The following is a 22,480-nucleotide window of genomic DNA, read 5'->3' on the forward strand; positions in this document are numbered from 1 at the left end:
TGGGCGACATGCCCGACGTCGTGATCGGCGCGGGCGCTGTTTCCACCGGATCGCAAGCCATCCTAGGGCCAACTGGGGTTGTCATCGGCGGCGGCCCCAACACGGTCGTGGGCGCCGCTGCCGAAGCCCTTAACGCCACCGACTCGCTCGTCCTGGGCGCCGCCGCCCACCTCGAAGCTCCGGATGGGACCCTGATCGAGGGCGCCACCGTGGTTGGCCAGGGCGCCGGCGTCAGCGGAAGCCAAGGGGTCGCTGTCGGCGCCAGCGCCATCGCCGCGACTTCCGGTGCGGCGCTCGGGACGGCCGCAAACGCCGGGGCATCCAGGGCCGTTGCGATCGGCTTGTGCGCCAACGCCGGCTGCGAAGTCGATCCCGATGGCGGCGTCTCTCTCGCCCCGGCGACAGTCGGCGTCGGGTCGGTGGCGATCGGCGCCTTCTCCAACTCGGCGGGCGACCAATCGATCGCGCTGGGTCAATCGGCGCTGTCCTCAGGCCCAGGTTCAGTCGCGCTCGGCTCCGCCGCCCGCGCGAGCGGCGCGGGCTCCGTCGTGCTGGGCGCCGGCAGCACCGACGGCGGTGAGGTCGATGTCGTCAGCGTCGGGGCCACTGGCGCCGAGCGGAAGATAATCAATGTCGCCACGGGCGCCTTGAGCGCCACCTCCACCGAGGCGGTCAACGGCTCGCAACTCTACGCCACCAATACCCGCCAGGCCACCATCGGAGCTTCGGTCTCCGCCGCGCTTGGGGGCGGTGCGATATATGACCCCGTCACAGGCTCGATCGGCGCGCCCAGCTATACGGTGCAGTCCGCGACCTACGACAACATCGGCGGCGCAATCGGCGCCCTCGACGCCGGCCTTAGCGCCACCAACGCCACGGTCGCCAACCTCTCCAGCGAGGTGGCCGCAGGAAACGCCGGGCCGGTGCGGCGGACAGGCGCCCCCAACCAGGTGGCGCTCGTCGCCGATGGCGGCACAGCGGCTTCTCCCGGCGCGGCTCAGGTCCTGACGAATGTTGCGGCGGGCGACCTCAGCGCCACGTCGAGCGAGGCGGTGAACGGCTCGCAGCTCTACGCCACCAACACTCGCCAGGCCGCAGTCGGGGCTTCGATCTCCGCTGTGCTGGGGGGCGGGGCGACCTACGACCCGGCCACGGGCTCGATCGGCGCGCCCAGCTATACGGTCCAGTCCGCGACCTACGACAACATCGGCGGCGCAATCGGCGCCCTCGACAGCGGTCTTAGCGCCACCAACACAACGGTCGCCAACCTCTCCAACGAGGTGGCCTCGGGAAACGCCGGGCCGGTGCGGCGAACAGGCGCGCTCAACCAGGTGACGCTTGTCGCCGACGGCGGCACGGCTGCTTCTCCCGGCGCGGCTCAGATCCTGACGAATGTCGCCGCGGGCGACGTCAGCGCCACATCGAGCGACGCGGTGAACGGCTCGCAACTCTACGCCACCAACAAGGCCGTCTCGACCCTGGCAGGCAGCGTCGACAACGGCACGGTGGGCACGGTGCAGCGGACCCCCGGGGCTTCCAATCAACTGACGCTGACCGCGCCTGGCGCCGCTGCGGTTTCGCCGGGCGCGCCCCAGGCGCTCACCAATGTCGCACCAGGGCGGATCTCGCCCGGCTCATTGGACGCGGTGAACGGCTCACAGCTCTACGCCAGCCAGGGCGCCACGCTGGCTCACGCGAAGGCCTACACCGACGTCGTCGGGAGCCAACTTTCCAAGGAGATACACGCGCTCGGCGCACGGGACGCAGCGTTGGCCTCCCTGCCGCAAGCGGTCATCCCGGGACGCAGCACCTTCTCGATGGCGCTCGGCGTCGACCAGACCACGGCCGTAGCGGCCGCATACAGCCGCGTTTTCGACGACCGCTACGCCACAGCGCTCAAGGCCTCGATCGCCGCTGCGCCGGTAACCGGCGACGTCTCGGCCGGCGTCGGTATTGGCTGGTCCTTCTGAGCCCCGCCGCTCTCGCGGCCCCGCCCTAAGAGGAACTCCATGAACCGCTGCGCTCTCATCGGCGAACTCAGTCCCGCCGCTTCGCCGCACGGGCAGCCCGAACGGACGCCGAAGGGCTGCGGCGCGCGCGTCGAACACCCGATATCGACGCGCGCCGGCCGCGCCGCCGCGGTGTTGGCCGCGGCGCTGACCGCGGCCGGCGGCGCGCGGGCCGCCGACCACTTCCCCGCGACGACTGACCCAGAGCCGGTCAAGGCCTGGCTCCAGGGTGCGCTCGGCGTCCGCATTCCGGATCTTGTCGCGCTCACCCCGGACACCGCAACCTCGCTCGCGACGCCGTTCGCTCCCGTGGCCGGAAGCCTGCAGCGCCTCGACCTTCACGCCGAAGCGTTGACACCGGGAGCCGCCCAACGCGCGCATGCGCTCTCGTGGCGCCTTTCGCTCGAGATCGACTGCAGCGGCAAGCTCGCGCGGGCCGGCGACACAATCGGCTATGCGCGCCGAAACCTCGCCGGTTCGAGCGCCGTCATCCGGGCTGCCGACGCCGGCTGGCGCCCCCTGGCCGCCGGCGCGCTCTACGATCAGGCTGCCCGACGGGCGTGCCCGCCAGCTCCACCGCCCCTAAACGCCGCGCTGGCGGCATCGCCTGTCGCAGCCGTGGCGGGAGCGCCGGCTCCGGCGGCGCCTGGCGCGCCCAGCGCGACGGGCGGGACGCCTGCAGCCGCCGCTGAGGCGTCTATGGCGCCCCCCTCGCCATCGTGGATCGCCCAGCTCGCGGCCGAACCCTCCGAAGCCGACGCCGTCGAGCACCTGGCCGCCCTTAAGCCGCTTCTGAAGGGCCGCCTGGCCTGGGTCGAGCCCGTCGACGCCAGGTCCCACGTCTGGTTCCGCTTGCTGACGGGAGGTTTCGCCGAGCGGGCCGAGGCGGACGCCTTTTGCGCCCAGATCGCAGGTTGGCGGCAGGGCTGTTTCGTCCGACGCAGCCGGTATTCCGTTGAGACGCCGGCGAAGGCCGGGACCGAGTAAGAGGGTGGGTTCCGCACGCTCTCTGACACCGTGATGCGGCGACTCTGCGCCGCCCCTCGCCCCTGGCCGGCCCACGTCCGCGCCAATTGAGACGCCTCTCCGCCATTGCCGCCGCTTACGACGCCCCGCCCCCGACGTTTGGGACGGGTTCCTTAGGGCGCGCGGTGCGCGACGAAGGTCGTCCAGGGCACAATAGCTCGCCGATGGGCCTACTTGATTTTCACCGTCGCAGAACCCCCTTGCGCGCCAAGAACCTCGAAAATGTCGCCGGACTTCTTGTCCTTGGGATAGGCCACGCAGTTCTCCGGGCCGGCGTTGACGCTGGTGCACAGTCTATCGCCGTCGATACGCCAAGAGCCCGTCGCTTGGCTCCCGTTAACGGTCAACTTGCCATCGGGCGTGTAGTCCACCTCGAACTGCCGGTCCCCGACGCTCACGATCATGCCGTGGGTCGTCACCTCCTGCAGCGTATCGGCGAAGGCCGGGGTGGCTAGGGCTAGCAAACCCATGGCGGCCGGCAGATTGCGCATGGGTAACTCCTTGATATTCCGCGCCCGTTCAGCGCGATGCTTTCCCGTTTTGCCCTGCTCCGCGTCGACCAGGGTACGCCACTACGCGAAGGTGTCGATGGGTGGGGCGGCTTCGACCTCCGCGGGCGTACGATCCCTTCACTCGGTGAATTCGCTGTCGAAGAGACCGCGAAACTGCTTCCGGCGCACGCCGGCGACCACCGATCGATCATTCGTTTCCTGACCACACCGGCGGCAGAGCGCTGCCGTTGAGGACGTGGGACAGCACCCGCTCGCCCGTCGTCTCAGCGCCGGGCCGTCGCTCACTCTCGAAGGTATGGACGATTTTCGTTTTGTAAGCTTCGCGCTACATAATACGGGGTTAGCGGCCCATGAAGTTCACAGAATGCCCACACCTCATCGTCCGACAGCCGGTGTCCGACGTGCTCTACGCAAGCTGGGCGCGGACGTCCGTGACGCCCGCAAGCGTCGTCGACTGCCCATGAGCGTGCTAGCGGATCGCGCCTTCACGTCCCGTAGCACTCTCCAGCGCATCGAGGAGGGTGATCCCGGCGTGGGCATGGGAATCTATGCGGCTGTCTTGCAGGCGCTGGGACTCTTGGACGAACTGACCGCGGTCGCCGATGTCTCGCGCGATACCGTAGGCCAGTCACTCGCCACCGCCGACCTCCCTGCCCGCGCCCGCTTGCGCCGCCCGGCAAAGCCTGATGTCTGACATCGAAGTCTACATCGATATCGCGGGGGCGCCGCGCGCGGTCGGCCTGCTGCGACCCCACGCGGCGCGTGGCGGCGAGACGATCACGTTCGGATATGATCCGGCATGGCTGGCGGAGCCAGGGTGCTTCTCGCTGGAGCCGGCGCTCAGCCTGACGCGCGGCGTGTTCATCCTGCGCGGGGCAGCCGCTTCGCCTCTGACGCTGCGAGTAGCGCTCGCGCTCTATCCGAAAGCGGCGCGGTGAGAGCGGGATCGACGGCCGCGTCAGTTTGGCCCGCGGGCTAGACGAGCACCTGCGCCACGTGGATTGCCAGGTCACGTCCGAGAATCCGCCGAACCACGGCTTCGGCTCTCAGGCTCCAACCAGCTGACGTTGCCCAACGCCCGGCGGTCTGGTTTTCAGGAAGGTTGCCGGCGCGAGCGCGCCATCGCGATAAGGTCAGTACAAACCAACTTAGCTTGCTTTGCAAGGGCCCCCATCCCGGGCGATCTCACGACGTCTCATCTGGAGGGCCTCCATGTCGTGGCGTAGACTGTTGGATAGCGAGATTGCAGCGCTGATCGGCACGTGTGTCGATATCGAGCGCAGGTGTGGTTGCGTCGTCGCACGCTTGGTCGACGGCCCCGAGCCTCGCGAGGTGGTGGCGTGAGCCGCGACGGCGCCGATCCCGGGTGGGCGAGCCCGGACGTCACGAACACGAAATACGACAGGCAGGCGGCGGCCTATCGCAACCAGGACGAGGTCTGGCCGGCGCGCGTCATTCGGCGCGGCGCTGTAGTGCGGCCACTGGCACCGCACGCCCGTTCGCTCGCGGAGCTGACGTTTGAGGTGGGCGAAGTCCGTTTCAGCCTCAGCGACTACATGGAACGCCGCCGTACGGCCGGGCTCCTGATCCTGAAAGACGGCGAGATCGCGCTGGAGCTGTACGGCATGGGCAACGGGCCCGAAAGCCGTTGGGTGAGCTTCTCGACTGCCAAGTCGATAACCGCGACGCTCGTCGGCGCAGCGCTCCACGATGGCGCGATCGGCAGCCTGGACGATCGCTGCGACCTCTACCTGCCGCGGCTACGTGGCTCGGCCTATGAGGGCGTGACGGTCCGCAATGTCCTGCGGATGTGCTCGGGAGTGGCCTGGGCCGAGGAGAACGTGCCCGAGGAAGACTCCGACGTCTGGCGCCTGAATAAGGCTCTGATGAGCCGGCGGCCAGGCGCCGTCATGGACCTCGCGTGCGCCCTGCCGCGCGCTCAGCCGCAGGGTGTCGTCTTCAACTATTCGACGGTCGAGAGCTGCCTGCTCGGCGCAGTGGTCGTGGCCGCCACGGGCCGGCCGATGGCCCACTACTGCTCCGAGACCATATGGGGTCCGGCCGGCATGGAGGCCGACGGTTACTGGCTTCTCGAGTCCGGGGGCGGCCTGGAGATGGGCGGGTTTGGCGTCAACGCCCGGCTCCGCGACTTTGCCCGCTTCGGCCAACTGGTGCTGGAGGACGGTGAATCGTTTAGCGGCCGACGGGTCCTGCCGCCCGGTTGGCGAGATCTCGCGGGCCAGCCCGATAGCGCGTCCACCGCCTTCGGTCGGCTGATGCCGAGTTCGCCGGCGGGGTACGGCTACCATTGGTGGGCGGTGCCGCGCTCGCCGGCCAACGTCAACGGCGGCGCTTTTTCGGCGGTTGGCGCCTATGGCCAGCGCATCTTCGTCAACCCGGCCGAACAGGTGGTGGCCGTCATCCAGAGTGCGTGGCGTCAGTCCCATGACAGCGACGGCGACGCCGAGATCGTCGCGCTGCTCCGGGCAGCGGTGTCTGCGCTGCGGCCGGATGCGGCATCGAACACCCCGGCTCGAACAGGTGCGGAAAGATGACGGTCATCGAAACGCCGCTGGGTCAGGTCCGAGGCCGGCAGAGGGAAGGCTTCGCGTCGTTTCGAGGCATTCGCTACGCAAGGCCCCCGGTCGGAGACCTTCGCTTTCGCCCTCCTGTGCCGGTAGCCCCGTGGACGGACGAATATGACGCCGGTGGCTTCGGCGCCTCGGCGCCTCAGGCGACACTGGGCGGCCAGATCGGGCGCAATGAGCCTTTCGACGAGGACTGCCTCTTTCTGAACATCTACACGCCCACCCGCCCCGCTGCGCCGCGCCCGGTTCTGTTCTGGATTCACGGCGGCGGCTACGTGGGCGGATCGGCTCGCCCCTATCACGGCGGCGCCTTCGCCCGCGAAAATGATGTGGTTGTGGTCACCATAAACTATCGGCTAGGCGCCCTTGGATTCATGCACCTGGGTCATCTCGACCCCGACCTGGCCCAGTCGGTCAACACCGGCGTCCTGGACCAGATGTGCGCCCTGGAATGGACGAGGGACAACATAGCCGCGTTCGGCGGCGACCCGGGCAATGTGATGATCTTCGGCGAGTCTGCGGGCGGAACCGCTGCGGCCTTGCTGGTCGGTTGTCCGCCCGCGGAGGGACTGTTCCACAAGGCAGCCGTGCACAGCCCGAATGTCGATCTGAGTGAGTTGGGCGAGGGCCACGTCGCGTTCACCAACCGGTGCATCGAACGTCTGGGGGGCGATCGGCGATCGAGCGGCCTCGAGTTCCTGCGCGCCGCCTCGCTTGAGGCGTTGATTTCACTCAGCCTCCCAGACCCTCTCCGTCCGCGCCCTCCTGGACTGGGCCTCTACGGCGCCCGGACATACGGGTTCGCGCCTGCGATCGATGGCGTTCTGATCCCCCGACCTGTCGCCGACACGGTTCTGGCTCGCGGTAGCGGCAACGTGCCGATGCTGCTCGGCGGCTGCCGGCACGAAGGCACGCTATTCGCCGACACCGTCGGATCGCAGAACTACACTGAACAGGAGGTCGTCGATTTTTTCGAGGGGGAAGGCTTCGACGGGCGACGCGCCATGGAGATCTACGAGGCCTTCGCGCCGGGCTCGACCCCAGGGGAGAAACTCGCCTACGCCTTAACCGATACCCAGTTTCGCAACTCGACCGTCAGGATTTTGGACGCTGCGGCAGAAGCAGGTTCGGCTTGCTGGTCGTGGATGTGCACGTGGGAAAACGACCTGCCGAGTTCCGGGCTGCGGGCCACCCACGGGATGGACCTTCCATTCATGTGGGGCTGGACCGAAGTCAGCAGAACCCCAACGCTCGCCGGCCTGAATCCGCCACCGGATCTTGGCCCTGCGATGCGAGCCTACTGGGCCAATTTTGCTCGCACCGGGCGGCCGTTTGCAGCGGGGGAGCCGGCGTGGACGCCCTACACCACCCCCAACAGGCCCGTGTTGCTGCTCGACGCTGAGCGGCGGATGGAACACGCCCTGGATGATGATATTCGCGCCTTCTGGTTTGCAGGATGAACGGCCGTCCGGAAACCGCGCGTTCCGAGGCGTTCGCAATGGGACACGGGACGAATGCAGCCGTTGGTGATCAGATCCTGCCCTGGAACGGAGAAGGGCCCCGCCAGCAGAAGCAAGCGGGGCCGAAGTCTGCGGCGCCGGGAGGAGCGCCGGTCAGGGCAGCGCGATCACGTCGGCCCACCAGAAAGAGCCGTAGAATAAGGCGACCGTCACTGCGCCGAGGATCGCTAAGCGCCACACGTCACGACCCCCATCGATGTTTTCCGAAGGCAGACACTGCCTCACAACGCTATCGGCTGCGACGCCAAGACGCCCAGCGCCACCCTCCGACGCTGCAGGATTTCATCGCCCTGCGGCGCGGGAATAGGCGCCCACTGCTTCAGGTGACCGGGAAACTATCAAAAGGCGGCCCCGTTACGGGGCGTTTTGGGGCCTCTGCCCCTGCCGGGCTCCGCTCCCTTTGGCAGGGCCGAGGCCAAAGAGAATGGCAGCGGGGGGGAAGATGGGTGGATCCCTAGGCGAGAAAATCGGCGAAGGCGCCTTTGCCGACGTCCACGTCTGGGCGCCCGGTCAGGTCCTGAAGCTGTTCAGGGCCGGCATCTCGCGGCGGATCGCCTGGCATGAGGCGCGAATGACCCGCGCCGTCTTCGCAGCCGGCGGCCCTGCGCTGGAGGTGCTTGATGAGGTGACCCTGGACGGGCGTTTCGGCATCGTGCTGCCGCATCTCGAGGGACCGACCCTGCTGCACCTCTCCCGGACCGGCGCCATGTCGACGGAGGAGACCGGAGCGATCCTCGCGCCGCTTTACATGTCCGTCCACAAGACAACCCCGCCGCCCGACGTACTCTCTCTCTATGACTGGATGGCGGGATCGATGCGGATCCACGCCGAGACGATCCCGAAGCATATCTCGACGGGCGTCCTCAACCTGATCGAGCGCCTGTCGCCGGGTGACGGGCTGTGCCATTGCGACCTTAACAGCGGCAACGTGATCATGACGGCGCAGGGTCCCAGGATCATCGACTGGACCGGTGCGGTCCGCGCGCCGGCCGCCCTCGACCTTGGGTGCGGCCATGTCGTCCTTACCGAACTCGCCCCTGAACGCGTCAACGATCCGGAGCGGCCGCGCGCAGTCAATACGGCCCTGCAGTCCGAGTACGCAAGGCTGGCCGGGATGTCGTCTGCGGCGCTGGCGACGGCGGTGGAGGCCTACCTGCCCATCGCCCGTGTCTTCGCCATCCTCGGGCCGGCGCCCAGCCCCGCCCTGCGGGAGATCTTGATCCAGCGCGTCGAAGCGGCCCTGCGCTAGCCCCCGGTCTCAGCCTCGGGGACACTCACGGCTCCCCCGGCCCTTTCACGCTCAGCCCCCTCGCCTCCAGACGGGCGATCACGCCGTCGCCAGCCAGGAGCCTGCGCAGGCCCACGACAGCCACCGCGTGGCCGGGGGTTTTGAGCGCGGCGGCTATATCGTTGGCCTGGTCTTCGGTCATCCGCGACCAAAGCTCGGCGCCGCCGGCCAGGACCAAGAGGCATTTGTCGAACCCACGGGGCGCAGTCAGCGCGGTCGCCACGTCGCCACGCGCCCAGCCCTCGGCGGCTCGCCGGGACGGCGGCTCGCCCGCTTCGACGTCATCCAGCGCCCAAGCCAGGCACGACTGCTGGATCTGCGGGGTCATGTTCTTCATGGCCGTCTGGGCGAGCGGCATAGCCTTGTAGGTGGCGGCGCGCTCGACCTTCACCCCATGTTGGCGGGCGATACGCCGGATTTGCGGCTCAATGGTCGACCAGCCACCGCGGCTCTCGCGCAGCAGGAAGGCGCCGGCGGCCATCGGCTGCCAATCGGAAAACCGGTTCGCCCGCTTGCCCGACCGCGCGCCGGCGACGGCGGCGTATCGAGCAGCGAGCGGCGCCGGAAGCGTCGTCTCCATGGGAACCTTTGAGCGGAGCTGGGCGCGAAGCCGGAAGATGGCGGGAATGTCGCGCAGGCCTGCCGCGAAGCCAGGTTCGGCAATCAGCACGCGGGCGCCCTGAAGCCTGCGTTCGAGCGCCGAGCGGTCCCAGGCCACGCCCGGCGGGGCCGGCTCGTCAGGGACGCCCAGAATATAGACGGTGGAGTCCGCCTCGCTGATCCGCCACCACGCCGGTCCCCGCTCGATGGCCCGCACGACGAGTTCGCTGACCACGGTCCCCTCCGGATCAGCGACCTGCGCCTGAGCGAGAGCGGGGCCCGCACTCGTAACGCCCAGAACGACGGCCACCCAAAAGGCCTTGAACCGCTGCAACATCAGCCTCTCCAGGCGGCGCTTCGGTGAAGTCTCGAGGTTCTCGAGAGTTCACCGGGGGCGTGTTCTGGCAAGAGGCATCGTGGTGAAGACGCGGCCGCTGATCAGAGCCCTCTAGCCCCGCGCAGGCGGCCGACGTCGGCCTTGCCCTAGCCGTTGTACGCCAGTCGCAACCCCGGTCGCGGCCAGCGGGTGCGGTAGAGCCGGCCGCTGCCGGAGGCCGTGATCCAGGCGTCACACATATCTGGACCGCCGAAGCAGATGTTGGTGACGATCACCTCGCCCGGCAGGCGCACGTGCTCGTGGGACCCGTCGGGGTCGAAAACGGTCACCCCACCATCCGGCCCGCCAGCGACACATACGTTTCCGCCCGCCTCGACGGCCAGGCTGTCGATCATCTGATGGCCGGGCAAGGTCGCAATCAGGCGTCCAGGAGCCCACGGCAGCGGCGGCGGCCCGAGCACGCCCGGTTCGACGACATCCATCGCCCAGAGCCGACCGGTCTGGGTTTCGGCGACATAGAGGGTCTTTCCATCAGGCGAAAGGCCGACGCCGTTGGGGCCGAGCATCCCCCCGCGGACGCGGCGGATCAGGCTCCCGTCGATCCGCGCGTAGACCACCCAACCCCGGTCAGCGGTCCAGTCGTCGGCCTTGCCGTAGTCGCTGAACCAGAAGCCGCCCTGGCCGTCGAAGACGAGATCATTCGGTCCTCGGAGGGGTCGGCCATCGCAACTGTCGTAGAGGGTGACGACTTCGCCTGATTGCAGGTCGACGCGCTGGATGGAGCCGCAGCGATAATCCTCCGGCGCATGCCCCGGGATGGCGAGGTCCGGCGCGGCGTCGAAGAATGTAAGGCCGCCATTGTTGCAGACGTAGACGGCGCCATCTGGCCCGACAGCGGCCCCGTTCGGCCCCCCGCCGAGTTCGGCCACGATCTGTTTCGCCCCGTCCGGCATCACTTTTGTCAGGCGCCCGGTGCGGATTTCCACCACCAGCACCGAGCCGTCCGACAGCAACACCGGTCCCTCCGGGAACCCCAGGCCTTCGGCCACCAATTCGAAATTCATACGGAGTTCCTCGGATCCAGCGGTGCGTCGGGCGCTAATCCATCAATTAAACTGACAAAATGGCGCCGTCGAGAGCGCGCACGGCAGCTTCCACTTATGCGCTGTCGCCCCGAACCTTATCGTACGGGGGCCGCCAGTCCGCCCGGCTGCCGCACGTCGTGGCCTCCGAACATCGTCGCGCCCGACCGCGCGGCGTCTCCCAGCGACAGCACCCGGCCCGGGGCCGAGCGTGAGGTGCGATCAAGCGTCGGCTTGCCGGTGACGATGCCTTCGGCGATGCCCCACGGGGTTTCTTCCTCGAAGGTGTAGCCGCGCGCCTCGAGAAGACGGCGCGTATCGGGCGAGAGCGCGAACGGCTCCAGGTAGACGACGTCAGGCAGCCATTGCGTATGGATGCGCGGCGCATCGATCGCCTCCTGCACGTTCATCCCGTGGTCGACCATGTTGAGGATGGCCTCGAGCGTGATGGTGATGATCCGCGACCCGCCGGGGCTGCCGATGATCAACGCGACCTTGCCGTCTTTCGTCAGGATGGTCGGGCTCATCGAACTGAGCGGCGTCTTGCCGGGCCCGACCGCATTGTTGGCGCCCTGCACCAGGCCGAACATGTTGGGGGCGCCGACCTTGGAGGTGAAGTCGTCCATCTCGTTGTTCATCACGATGCCGGTGGCGCCGGCCACGCGGTGGGCGCCGAACCAGTCGTTGAGCGTGTACGTCACCGCGACCGCGTTCCCGCGCGCGTCGAGGACGCTGAAGTGAGTGGTGTTGTGGCCCTCATGGGCAGGCGCGCCCAGGCCTAGCGCCGAAGACGGCGTGGCCCGCTCCGGGTCGATCTGCGCCCGAAGGCGCTGGGCATAGGCCGGATCCAGCAACGCGGCGACCGGATTGGTTACGAAGTCCGGGTCGCCGAGCTTGTTGTTACGGTCGAAATAGACGCGCCGCAGCGCCTCGACGAGGACATGAACCTCCGCAGCGGATCGAAAGCCCATCGCCGAGAGGTCGTAGCCCTGAAGGATGTTCAGAGCCTCGCAGATCGACACCCCGCCTGAGCTCGGCGGAGGCGCCGAAACCACGTGATAGCCCCGGTAGTCGCATTCGATGGGCTTCAGCTCGCGCACCCTGTATCGCGCGAAGTCCTCGGGCGTGATCAGGCCGCCCCCGCCCCGACTGGCCGCGGAAATCGCCGCGCCGATGGGCCCGCGATAGATGGCGTCAGGGCCCTTGGCGGCGATGACGCTCAGCGTTTCCGCCAGGTCGCTCTGCACCAGGCGCTCGCCTTTGGTGAGCGGCTTACCCGCAGGCAGGAAGATGCGCCGCGTGGCGGGATCTGCGGACAGGCGTTCGCCCTCGGCGGCCATGATGCCGGCATCGCCCTGGCCGAGCACGAAGCCGTCGCGGGCGAGCTTGATGGCCGGCGCCATCAGCGCCTCGCGCGACATGGTGCCATAGCGGACCCGCGCGGTTTCCAGTCCCATGACCGTGCCGGGCACGCCCACGGCCTTCCAGCTGTCGGTGGAAAGGCCCGCGATCACCTCGCCGCGCGCGTCCTGGAACATGGTCGCGGTCGCGGCCATCGGCGCCTTTTCGCGAAAATCGAGGAAGGTGGTGCGGCCATCGGCCAGCCGCAGGGTCATGAACCCGCCGCCACCGATATTGCCGGCCTGCGGATAGACCACGGCCAGCGCGTAGCCCACCGCCACCGCCGCATCGACGGCGTTGCCGCCGCGGCGAAGGACATCTGCGCCCACGTCGGAGGCGAGGTGCTGGGCGCTCACCACCATTCCGCCGTCGCCGGCCACGGGCTCCGGCGCGGCGGCGCGGGCGTCTGCAGTCCCAAGAAGCAGGGCTCCGAAGGCGCCCCCCAGCCGGGCCGCGAGCCGGCGCTTCGGCCGGGATCCAAGGAGGGCGGCGCGCGAGTGGAAACGGGTTGGGGGCATGGGCTTTGCGATCACTTCCGTCTGGAGGCGCGACGCGCCGGCCCCCGGCCGGAGCCGCCGCGCTGCTCGGCTCAACCGGGCTGGTCGTCATAGATCTTCATGAGTCGGTAGAGCTAGTCGCGGCCGTCGAAGAGCACCTTGATGCGGATGCGCTCATTCAGGCCATGCACGCCGCTGCCGTCCAGATCGGAAAACATCCTGGAGATGGAATAGGTCAGGGCAATTGTGGCGTTGGGAACGCACCATCCGTGGCCGGCGGACAGCGTCCGGGCTTGTGGCGCGGCGCGAACATCTCGGACGCCGGCTTTTCGCCGGGGCCCAGCATCTTCGCGTCGTCGTGGCGGACGCGAGTTGCGAAACGCGCGGGGCTAAGACCTGCGCTGGTTCAAATCAGCCGGGACTGAAGACGACCCACCGGCCCGCCGCAAGCGGCAGGCCAGGTGGGTCGGCGACTAGAACTTGTAGCCGAGATCCAGGCCCCAGGTCCGCGGCGGCTGGTAGATCCGCAGGTTGCCGAGCGCGCCCAGGTCGAAGGTGTTGTTGATCACCGCCTTGTCCGTGAGGTTCTTGCCCCACAGCGTGACGTGCCAGCCTTGCTGAGCGGTCAGGGTGACGGCGCCGTCGAAGAGGGTGTTGGCCGGCCGCACATTGACGTCGGAGGTGCGGTCGAGCACCCCGCTGGTGGTGTACAGGTTGTCCATGTAGACGGCGTTGGCGTTCACGCTCAGCGTCCCGAACGACAGTTCGTGTTCGTAGGTGAAGCCGGCGCTTCCGGACCACTTCGGCGCGAAGGGCAGCGGAAGGTCGCTGTTGTCGGTCGGGTTGTTGATGCCGTCGCTGGTCAGGTCGGTGAAGTTCTTGATGTAGTGGGCGTCGAGGTGGGAGAGCGTGGCGTTCAGACGCCAGCCGCCGCCGACCAACCAGATCGCTTCGGCCTCGGCGCCGCTGATCCGCGCCTCGCCCGCGTTGGCGATGATGGATTCGTATACACCCGCGCTGGTGAGGCCCTGTGAGCCGGTCTGCATGTTGGAGTAATCGTTGGTGAAGGCCGCAGCGTTCAACTGGACACGACGCTCGAACAGGTCGGTCTTAACCCCGACCTCGAAGGCCGAGACGGTCTCCGAGCCGTAGGGCCCGGCCGAGGTGAAGGTAGCCGCGCGACCATTGTAGCCGCCGGCGCGGAAGCCCTTGGACCAGCTCGCGTACGCCATGAGGTCGGAATTGAACTTATAGCTCGCGCCCAACTTCGGCGAGAAATTGGTCCATGTGTCGCTGTAGGCCATGGACACCGGGAAGAAGAGCGGTTGGTTGTTGAACGTCTTCTTCTCGTCGCTGTAGCGGCCGCCAGCCGTCAGGGTCAGCTCATCCGTCACGTGGTAGTCGGCCTGGCCGAACAGCGCCCAGGCGATATTGCGCTGGTTGGCGATCTGCGCCGGCGTAGCGGTCCCGTAGATCAGTCCGCTCTGGGCGTTGGTGATTTCGTAGTGCTGGTTGAGGTAGTAGGCGCCGACCACGTAGTCGAGCTGCCTGCCGGCCTTCCCCGCCAACCGGATCTCCTGGCTGAACTGCTGGTGGTTCTGGTCACGCAGGGCGGCGAAGAAGTTGATGGCCGAGCCGTCGTAATCGCTCAGGACGTGGTCGTTGAACTCCCGATAGCCGGTGACCGCCGTGATCGTCCCGATCGGCACATGGATGTTGTTCGTCCAGGCCAGTCCCCACGTGTCGATGTGGGCGTAGATCGGGGTGTTGTCGTAGACCGTGTAGGGGTCCTTCGGATTGGAATTCCCTGCCGGGACGATCGGGGTGGAGGTGCCCGTATCGGGGCTGAAGTTGTAATAGACGTTCCCGGGCAGCGAGGCGTTGCGGAACGGGTTGCCCGAGCCACGCTCACGATCGGCGTCGGCCACCAGGGTCGAATCGAAGACCTCGTTGGGGCTCAGCACCAACGTCACCCGACCTGAAAGCGTCTCGTTGTCGCCTTGCGTCTTGTTCAGCGTGGCATTGTGGAAGTAGCCGTCGTAATCCTTGTAGAGCAGCGACACGCGCGCGGCGAAAATGTCGGTGACCGGGAGGTTCACCGCCAGGCGGCCCTCGGCCCGGCCGCGGTCCCCGACCGTCGCTTGGACATCGCCGCTATAAGGTTGGCCGACCGTCGGGAATTTGGTGCGCACGGAGACGACGCCGCCGATCGTGTTCCGGCCATAGAGCGTACCCTGCGGGCCGCGCAGGATCTCCACGGAATCGACGTCGAAGAAGTCCTGCAGCGCGCCGCTGTTGCGCGCCAGATAGACGCCATTCATCTCAACGCCGACGGCAGGCTCGAAGGTCGACTCCACATCGGCGAACCCGAGGCCGCGGATGAAGAAGGCGCTGGCGTAGGGATAGGCTCCGACCGGGGCGAGCACCACGTTCGGCGACTTGGCGTTCAGGTCGGTCAGGCTCTGCACGGCCTGCACTGCAAGTTGCTTCTGATTGAACGCAGACACCGCCACCGGGACGTCCTGCAGCTTCTGTTCGCGCTTCTGGGCCGTGACGACGATCTCTTCGATCTGGGTGGCTCCGGTGTCAGCCGCCCAGGCCGGCGCGGACAGGCCGGCGACCACCGCGGCCGACGCGACGGATGCAAATAGTCTGACGCTCGCAGTGCAGCGCATTAATTTCCCCCGGGGTTTCTCTTAATCTTGAGCAGAGCAGCGCTCTGGCGGCGCGCAACATGCCGCGAGCCCAATGATTGTCAATCTAGATGACAGTCTGGGCTACACTTTCGTCAGGCAAATTGACACATATATGCCACACGCAAGGCGCAGCTTCGGGTCGCTACGGCGGCTTCAAGACCCTTCTGGGGGTTGCGGCCAGACTGTCACGGGCGCGCCCCAATCCTGGCTGAACGCCTTGACCAGATTGTCGACGTTGCGGGCGCCGATGCGCTGGCGAAGTTCGTCGACAAGCGCGACCATCACGGCGTTCGCATCGGTCCGCATCTCGGCGCCCACATCGGAAAGCACAACGGTCTTGGCGCGCCCATCGGTTTCGTCCTGGCGCAGCTCCAGGATGCCCATCTTGACCATCTGGTTGATCGTGGTGTGGACGGCCTGGCGACTGATCCCGAGATTACGGGCGATGTCCGAGGGATTCTGAACGCCGATGACGACGTTCGCCATGACCATGGACTGCGGTCGGGTGACCTGGCTCCAGCCCTTCGACTGCAGATAGCTCTGCAAGCCGTCGTCGAACCAGAAGAACGCCTGGAGCAGCGGAAGAATGAAGGTTTCAGCGCGGTCCATAGGTCGCTTTTCGAGTCTGTTGCCGCTTACAGTAGGGGTATATCCACAAGCCGGGAAGCTGACGGCCGCAGCGACATTTTCATCAGTTTAGTTGACGAAGTCTCCGGCCGGTCTACGCTGAACGACACGCCCACTGGGAGTCCCCAATGAAAATGACAGGCATCAATCACGTGGCTCTGGTGTGCCGCGATATGGCCGAGACGGTGAAATTCTACACCGAGGTGCTTCAGATGCCGCTGGTTAAGACCGTGGCGCTGCCGGACGGCGGACAGCACTTCTTCTTCGATTGCGGTGGCGCGGCCGTCGCATTCTTCTGGTGGCCGGAGACCCCGGCGGCTGCGCCGGGCGTGGCCTCCGTGCGAAGCTTCCCGAAGGACTCTAAAACCGCGGTGGGTTCGATGAACCACCTGGCCTTCGACGTCGCCGAGGGGGAACTGTCGGCCTGCCTGCACCGGCTGAAGGCCGCGGGCGTCGAGCACATCCCCATGGTGGTCAACCACGACGACAGCGAGCGCGGCGTAGCCGCGGAGATGCATGAGGGCGTCTTCGTGCGATCGGTCTACTTCACCGATCCCAACGGGATCATGATGGAGTTCGCGGCCTCGACGAAGACCTTTGGAGCCGACGATATCCGCCACGCGCCCCGCGGCGCCACTGTAGAGGTCTGATCCATGCCGCGCCTTCGCCAGGTCCCACGCGCCGAGGTCGATCAGGAGATCGGCCTTCCGATGTACAAGCGGCTCTTCGGTGACCGCGATCCCGTCGCCGAACCGGGCACCGCAACCGGCACGCCGGGCGACTGGTGGACGGTCTTCGCCCTGGTTCCCGATGTCCTCGACCATGCCGTCAAGGGGTTCGGCCTCTATCGCAACCCGGCGCGCAAGCTTGATCCGGTGCTGCGCGAGCTGGCGCAGACCCGCGTCGGCTGGACCAAAGCCAGCCAGTTCGTGTTCTCCCAGCACTGCAAGTCGCTGCGCGGGCTGAAGGTCTCCGAGGAACGGATCGCCGCGGTCCCGCACTGGCAGGTGGCCACCTGCTACGACGACAAGGAGCGCGCGGTGCTGGCCTACGCCGACTGTCTGTCGCTCCAGGCCGGGCGCACGCCCGAGCCCGTGGTCGCCGCGCTGAAGGCCTTCCTCTCCGACGAAGAGATCCTCGAGCTCACCTACATCACCTGCCTCTATGACATGCACGCGGTGATGACCAAGGCGCTCAGGCTCGAGTTCGACGACCGCGATGAGCCGATCGTCGAGGTCGCCGCGCCGGAGGGCTTCAGCGCCACGGACTTCCTCGACACCGGAAGGCGCCGCTAGCAAGACTCCCTGGTCGATGGCGCCGCGCGGATGTCAGCGCGGCGCTCGCGCACGCTGGTAGCCGGCCGAGCCGCAAGACCACCTGACCGCCTCGCCCAGCCGGGGGGCGACAGCGAGCGCGGCAGGAACTAGATGCGGCGCTCGTGGCCCGCCCACCACGGCGCGCGCAGGTCGGTCTTCAGCACCTTGCCGGCCGCGCTGCGGGGCAGCGGCGTCTCAAGGATCTGAAGGCTCCTGGGAACCTTGTAGCCGGCGATCTCGGCGCGGCAGTGCGTCGCCAGTTCATCCAGCGTGACGCTCGCTTGCGATTTCGTCACGACCACCACGTGCACCCGCTCGCCCCACCGCTCGTCCGGTACGCCGATGATGGCGCATTCGGCCACGGCCGGGTGGCGCGAGACAACGTTCTCGACCTCGATCGAATAGACGTTCTCGCCGCCGCTTACGATCATGTCCTTGAAGCGGTCGGTGATGTAGACGAAGCCCTCCTCGTCCATGAACCCGGCGTCACCGGACCACATCCAGCCGTCGCGGAGCGCGCGCGCCGTCTCTTCAGGACGGTTCCAGTAGCCGCTCATGACGTTGTCGCCGCGGCCGACGATCTCACCCAGGGTCCGCCGCGGAACTTCCCGCCCCTCCGGGTCGACGATCATCGCCTCGTAGCCGTAGGCAGGTTGTCCGACCGACCTCATCTTCTCCGGATCGGCGCCCGGCCGATGGTGCTTGGCTTCGAGGAACGTGTGCGCGCCCATCTCCGTCATGCCGAAGCCCTGCACGAAGTCGACGTCCGGGAACCGGGCGCGGGCCACATCGTAGGTTCCGAGCGGCATCGGCGCCCCGCCATATCCGAGCACCTTCAGCGACGAGATGTCCGTCGTCGCCGCGGCAGGGTGGCGCGCCAACCGGTCGATCATCGCCGGCACTGTGAAGATGTGGGTGACGCCCCGGCGGCCGATGAGATCGAGCATCACCGTCTCGTCGAGCTTGCGGACGAAAACGTGGGCGCCGCCGACCATGGTCGCCATGAAGGTGCCGATGTCGGCCAGATGGAACATGGGCGCGGAGTGCAGGTTGACGAGCGACTCGTCGACCTTGAGCGACATGGTCAGGTTGACCGCCATCGCCGATAGCGCCCGATGCGACAGCATCACCCCCTTGGGCAGGCCTGTGGTGCCGCCGGTGTAGAATATTCCCGCCAGGTCCTCGGCATTGCGCATGGTCTCGGGCGCCGGCTCGCCCACGACCAGCGCTTCCAGCGCGTGATCGGCGCTGACGTCAGGACCGTCCATGCCGATCCAGGCGCCGATGCCAGGCAGTTGCGGCCGAAGGAGCGCCGCGACGCCTGCGAATTCCTCGCCGAACAACATGACCGAGACGCCGGCATCCTCCAGCTGGAAGCGGGTTTCGGCGGGCGCGAGACGGGTGTTCAGCGGCACGATCACCGCGCCTGTCCAAAGGATCGCGAAATAGGCCTCGAAATAGGCATCGCAATTGTTGGCCAGGACCGCGACGCGATCTCCAGCGGCGACACCTAGTTTGCGCAAGCCGGCGGAGAGCCGGCCGACGCGTTCATGGACCTCGCGCCAGGTCCGCACGCGCTCGCCGTCGATGGTGGCCGTCTCGTCTGGTCTCACGAGCACGGCCCGACGAAGTGTCTGGGTCAATCGCATTGTTCCGCCTCGTCAGATGATGCCGGCCGCCGCCAGCCGGCTCAGGGTTGCTTCGTCGAGTCCCAAGCGCTCGCCGAGGATGTCCTGGTTGTCCTCGCCCACGGATTGCGGGGCAATGGAGCGAACGCCGCCCGGCGTCAGCGACAGCTTGGGGAAGACGCCTTGCATTTTCAGGCCTGGCCAGCGCGGGTGATCCGGCAGTTCGACGATGGCTTCGCGCGCAGCGAAATGCGGATCGGCCAGCATGTCACCGGGCTTGTAGATCCGGCCGGCCGGCACGCCGTGCTCGAGCATCAGCGCCTCCAGCGCATCGACCGAGAGAGTGCGCGTCCATCCGGCGATGAGTTCGTCGAGTTCGGTCTGGTTCCGGCCCCGGGAGGCATGGTCGCAATAGCGCGGGTGGTCGGCCAGGTCGGGCTGCCCCATGGCTTGGCACAGGCGGCGGAACACACCCTCCCCGTTCGCGCCGATCAGGAACTCTCCGTCCGTACACGGGTAGACATTCGAAGGCGCGATGCCCGGCAGGATCGCCCCTGACCGCTCGCGCGACTGGCCGGTGGCCACGTACTCGGGCACGAGGCTTTCCATCGCCTGCAGCACGGCCTCGTAGAGGGCGGAGTCGACCACCTGGCCCTGGCCTGTCGCGTCGCGGTGGCGCAACGCCGCCAGGGCGCCGATGCAGCCGTAGGTCGCAGCCAGCGTGTCGCCGATGGACACCCCCATGCGGGCCGGCGGTCGGTCGGGCTCGCCCACGATGTTGCGCCATCCGCCCATGGCCTCGCCGATGCCGCCGAAGCCGGCGCGATCGGCATAGGGACCGGTCTGGCCATAGCCTGACATCCGAACCACGATCAGGCCCGGGTTGGTCTCATGCAGCCGCCCTGGCGCTAGGCCCCAGCCTTCGAGGGTGCCGGGCCGGAAATTCTCGATCAGGATGTCAGCGCCGTCGATCAGCCGTCGCGCCAGGTCCTGGCCCTCGGGCTTGCGCAGGTCGATGGAGACCGAGCGCTTGTTGCGGGCGATCACTTCCCACCAGACAGGCGCGCCGCGCCCCCAGGCGCGCATCGGATCGCCCTTGCCCGGCGGCTCGATCTTGATCACGGTTGCGCCCATGTCGCCGAGAAGCTGGCCGCAGAACGGCCCGGCGATGAGCTGGCCGGCCTCGACGACGATCAATCCTTCCAACGGACCGTTTGCCACGGCTTGCACCTCCACGCAGGAGGCAGACGCCTAGCTTTTCGGCAACGATTGTCAATTAGATTGATGAATCAACCGGCCCGGAACCGACCGGGCCGCCGCTCGCGACGGCCCAGGCCGAGACAGCAGTTCAAGGCGGAGGCGATAGCCCCCCGCTTTGCTTGCCTAGGCCGCCAGGCGGTCAACGGCGATGAACGAGGTTTCGATGGTCGTAGTGCGCCGCCGGGGTTCGAACGGGATCGCCGCGCTGGGCTCGTATTTGGGAGCTTGGCGATCAACGGTCCTGGGAGCCGAAGCACGCGGCGCCCAGACCTGGCTGTCAAACAGGCGCTCGATGAGCATCGAGAAGGTGCGCAGAAGCGTCGCGCCGTGCCCGCCCGCCAGCTTGTCGAGGCGCGCGGCGGCGACGCCGTCATCGGCGATCGTGCGGCCGGTCAGCACCATAAGGGTCTCACGCCGCATCCGAACGCCGCGGGCCGCAAAGAAGTCCCGCCAGTCCATGATCTGGCCTTGCAGCAACTCAGCCAGTTCGGCGCCGAGCGGCGTCGAAATGTCGATGCCGGCCGTGGCGAGAAGGTCGGCCACCGTGCGCGCATCACGCCGCGCGGCCAGCCGATGGGGAAGATGGGTAAGAGCGTTCAGGGACATCTGCATGCTCCTCAATTCGTTTGGCCACCGCGCCCGAGCGCGGTGACGGAAATGAGCGTCACAGCCATCATGGCTGCGAGCGGATGGGCAGCCGCCAGATCAATGGCCCGCTGACCGGCGTCGATCAGATCGCCACCCAAAGTGGAGAAGCTGGCGAGGATTTCGTTGGTCGGGATCATGTGTCTCTCGTTGGCACAACGCGTTAGGCGACTGTGCGAGGCAATGCAGACCGCGTGCCAGAGTGTTCATCGTTCGCTAACGTTGCCGCAGCGCTAACCTTCCCGTCAGCTGAAGCGCCGCCTGATCTCGTCACGCCGGGTGACGTCGAAAATCGGGGCGCCGCTCTTCAACGCCAGCAGCCTTTCCTCGATAAGAAAGTGCGTGGGCGTCGACGTCATCTCGATGGCCACCCTGGTTTCACAATCCCAGTCGCCGCGCTGGTAGCGGCTCGATTGGGTCACTCGCCAGCGGCAGCTGTTTGGATCGCGCGGATCGTAATGCAGTTCCATATCGGGACCCGCGCCGGAGAGCGTCGTCGACGTCGCCGCCACCGTCTGCGGCCCGTCCGGCCAGGCGCCTTGCACCCGCACCGCGCCACCCGGCTCCTCCCTGATTTCAAGACGTGGGTCGCCGCGCGAGAAGTCCGAGTGGATCAAGGGGATCGGCATGGCCGCTTCGGTGTCCGGAATGGGCCGCACCGGCAGTCCAAGGCGGCAGCCCTGCAGGTCGAATTCCAGTGTCGGGGTTTCCGGCGCCGGCCAGACAAGCGGCCAAAGGCCTTCAGACAGCGCCAGGCGGAGCGTGGAGCCAGGCTTGAACCGGTGGGCGATGGGATCGAGGGCCAGGTCGATATCGTAGGATTCCCCAGGCGTAAGCCGCTTGGGCGTCGCCTCGAAGCCGTCGCGGAAGCAAAGGTTGAGAACCCCCGAGGTCACGAGCCAGGACCGGCCGTCGGCGGCCACCTCGCAAAGGCGCGCCGCCACAGAGGCCAGCGGCTTATCGCTGCTGACGCGCAGGCGCAGGAGGGGCGCGCCAACGACCTCCATGGGCTCGGTGACGGCCACGTCGAAGGTCAGGGATCGCGCGTCATCGGGCCGCTGATCGCGTGGCAGTTCTGCTGCGGCGTAGGGGATCCATTCCGGGGCTGTCAGGCCCACGACCCTCTCGGCGCGGTAGCGGACACGGCCGGTCGCGGGAACCGGCGCGAGACGGCCGGGCGCGAGGTGGAGCGACAGGTTACAGATGGCCGGGGACGGCCAGTCCGTCTCGCTCGCCCAGCGGCCCGGAACCTCCCGCATCGCCGTCTCCGCCGGCGTCGCGTAGCCGACAAAGAAGCGGAACAGCGGCCCCGCCATCACAGAGCTGGTTTCCTGTCCCAGCCAGTGGCGCCACCACGCCACCTCCTCGGTGGCCCAATCCAGACCCGGTCCGGGTTGGCCGAGGTCGGGGTAGATGTGGCCCCAGGGGCCGAACAGCGCCTTCTTCGG

General features: G+C 67.5%; 20 protein-coding genes and 1 pseudogene. 10 read left to right on the plus strand and 11 right to left on the minus strand.

The features are described 5' to 3' along the window. Window positions 1–1,970, plus strand: a pseudogene (locus tag VGI62_RS05985) (hypothetical protein); the annotation flags it as partial. A gap of 39 nt (window positions 1,971–2,009) precedes the next feature. Beyond that, window positions 2,010–2,996 (plus strand): SPOR domain-containing protein, encoded by a 987-nt coding sequence (locus tag VGI62_RS05990; RefSeq protein ID WP_331503490.1) that lies wholly within the window; start codon window positions 2,010–2,012, stop codon window positions 2,994–2,996. A 209-nt stretch (window positions 2,997–3,205) separates the two neighbouring features. On the opposite strand, the gene VGI62_RS05995 is transcribed toward VGI62_RS05990, so the two are convergent. Beyond that, window positions 3,206–3,526: a hypothetical protein gene (locus tag VGI62_RS05995; protein WP_331503491.1), complete on the minus strand. Its 321-nt coding sequence runs from the start codon at window positions 3,524–3,526 to the stop codon at window positions 3,206–3,208. Window positions 3,527–3,911: 385 nt separating this feature from the next. On the opposite strand from VGI62_RS05995, the gene VGI62_RS06000 reads away from it, so the two are divergent. From VGI62_RS06000 to VGI62_RS06025, 6 genes are all read left to right on the plus strand, one after another. Further along, window positions 3,912–4,241 carry a helix-turn-helix domain-containing protein gene (locus VGI62_RS06000; protein ID WP_331503492.1) on the plus strand — a complete coding sequence of 110 codons (330 nt, stop codon included), beginning with the start codon at window positions 3,912–3,914 and terminating at the stop codon, window positions 4,239–4,241. Then, window positions 4,234–4,485: a hypothetical protein gene (locus VGI62_RS06005; RefSeq protein WP_331503493.1), complete on the plus strand. Its 252-nt coding sequence runs from the start codon at window positions 4,234–4,236 to the stop codon at window positions 4,483–4,485. The genes VGI62_RS06000 and VGI62_RS06005 overlap by 8 nt, the downstream gene beginning before the upstream one ends. A gap of 274 nt (window positions 4,486–4,759) precedes the next feature. Next, window positions 4,760–4,891, plus strand: a complete 132-nt coding sequence (locus VGI62_RS06010) for a hypothetical protein (RefSeq protein ID WP_331503494.1) — start codon at window positions 4,760–4,762, stop codon at window positions 4,889–4,891. Then, on the plus strand, window positions 4,888–6,102 hold the full coding sequence (locus tag VGI62_RS06015; RefSeq protein WP_331503495.1) for a serine hydrolase: 1,215 nt from the start codon (window positions 4,888–4,890) through the stop codon (window positions 6,100–6,102). The genes VGI62_RS06010 and VGI62_RS06015 overlap by 4 nt, the downstream gene beginning before the upstream one ends. Further along, window positions 6,099–7,595, plus strand: a complete 1,497-nt coding sequence (locus VGI62_RS06020) for a carboxylesterase/lipase family protein (protein ID WP_331503496.1) — start codon at window positions 6,099–6,101, stop codon at window positions 7,593–7,595. Before VGI62_RS06015 ends, VGI62_RS06020 begins: the two co-directional genes overlap by 4 nt. 502 nt (window positions 7,596–8,097) lie before the next feature. Next, window positions 8,098–8,904 carry a phosphotransferase gene (locus VGI62_RS06025; RefSeq protein WP_331503497.1) on the plus strand — a complete coding sequence of 269 codons (807 nt, stop codon included), beginning with the start codon at window positions 8,098–8,100 and terminating at the stop codon, window positions 8,902–8,904. Window positions 8,905–8,929: 25 nt separating this feature from the next. Here the strand turns inward: VGI62_RS06025 and VGI62_RS06030 are convergent, their stop codons facing one another. The 5 genes from VGI62_RS06030 to VGI62_RS06050 all read right to left on the minus strand — a co-directional run bounded on the left by VGI62_RS06030 (window position 8,930) and on the right by VGI62_RS06050 (window position 16,165). Further along, a complete protein-coding gene (locus tag VGI62_RS06030) occupies window positions 8,930–9,880 on the minus strand; it encodes a TraB/GumN family protein (RefSeq protein WP_331503498.1) in 951 nt (316 codons plus the stop codon). A gap of 146 nt (window positions 9,881–10,026) precedes the next feature. After that, complete coding sequence (locus VGI62_RS06035; RefSeq protein WP_331503499.1) at window positions 10,027–10,944, minus strand: SMP-30/gluconolactonase/LRE family protein; 918 nt, start codon at window positions 10,942–10,944, stop codon at window positions 10,027–10,029. A 116-nt stretch (window positions 10,945–11,060) separates the two neighbouring features. Then, window positions 11,061–12,881 carry a gamma-glutamyltransferase gene (gene ggt / locus VGI62_RS06040; protein ID WP_331503500.1) on the minus strand — a complete coding sequence of 607 codons (1,821 nt, stop codon included), beginning with the start codon at window positions 12,879–12,881 and terminating at the stop codon, window positions 11,061–11,063. Between the two features lie 452 nt (window positions 12,882–13,333). Then, window positions 13,334–15,535, minus strand: a complete 2,202-nt coding sequence (locus VGI62_RS06045) for a TonB-dependent receptor (protein ID WP_331503501.1) — start codon at window positions 15,533–15,535, stop codon at window positions 13,334–13,336. A gap of 174 nt (window positions 15,536–15,709) precedes the next feature. Further along, entirely contained in the window at window positions 15,710–16,165 is a 456-nt protein-coding gene (locus VGI62_RS06050) for a MarR family winged helix-turn-helix transcriptional regulator (RefSeq protein WP_331503502.1), read from the minus strand. A gap of 146 nt (window positions 16,166–16,311) precedes the next feature. Between VGI62_RS06050 and VGI62_RS06055 the strand changes: the two genes are divergently transcribed. Then, window positions 16,312–16,833, plus strand: a complete 522-nt coding sequence (locus VGI62_RS06055) for a VOC family protein (RefSeq protein ID WP_331503503.1) — start codon at window positions 16,312–16,314, stop codon at window positions 16,831–16,833. A 3-nt stretch (window positions 16,834–16,836) separates the two neighbouring features. Next, window positions 16,837–17,478, plus strand: coding sequence for a carboxymuconolactone decarboxylase family protein (locus tag VGI62_RS06060; protein WP_331503504.1), 642 nt, complete (start codon window positions 16,837–16,839; stop codon window positions 17,476–17,478). Between the two features lie 128 nt (window positions 17,479–17,606). On the opposite strand, the gene VGI62_RS06065 is transcribed toward VGI62_RS06060, so the two are convergent. The 5 genes from VGI62_RS06065 to VGI62_RS06085 form a co-directional block, all read right to left on the minus strand. Next, window positions 17,607–19,148: a long-chain fatty acid--CoA ligase gene (locus VGI62_RS06065; protein WP_331503505.1), complete on the minus strand. Its 1,542-nt coding sequence runs from the start codon at window positions 19,146–19,148 to the stop codon at window positions 17,607–17,609. A gap of 12 nt (window positions 19,149–19,160) precedes the next feature. After that, window positions 19,161–20,363, minus strand: a complete 1,203-nt coding sequence (locus VGI62_RS06070) for a CaiB/BaiF CoA transferase family protein (protein WP_414695642.1) — start codon at window positions 20,361–20,363, stop codon at window positions 19,161–19,163. A gap of 147 nt (window positions 20,364–20,510) precedes the next feature. Then, complete coding sequence (locus VGI62_RS06075; RefSeq protein ID WP_331503507.1) at window positions 20,511–20,993, minus strand: hypothetical protein; 483 nt, start codon at window positions 20,991–20,993, stop codon at window positions 20,511–20,513. Window positions 20,994–21,004: 11 nt separating this feature from the next. Then, window positions 21,005–21,172, minus strand: coding sequence for a hypothetical protein (locus VGI62_RS06080; protein WP_331503508.1), 168 nt, complete (start codon window positions 21,170–21,172; stop codon window positions 21,005–21,007). Window positions 21,173–21,277: 105 nt separating this feature from the next. After that, window positions 21,278–22,480 (minus strand): CocE/NonD family hydrolase (locus VGI62_RS06085; RefSeq protein WP_331503509.1); only part of this gene is annotated, 1,203 nt, incomplete at its 5' end.

Origin of the sequence: Phenylobacterium sp., from assembly GCF_036495085.1 — a bacterium.
Lineage (GTDB): Bacteria > Pseudomonadota > Alphaproteobacteria > Caulobacterales > Caulobacteraceae > Phenylobacterium.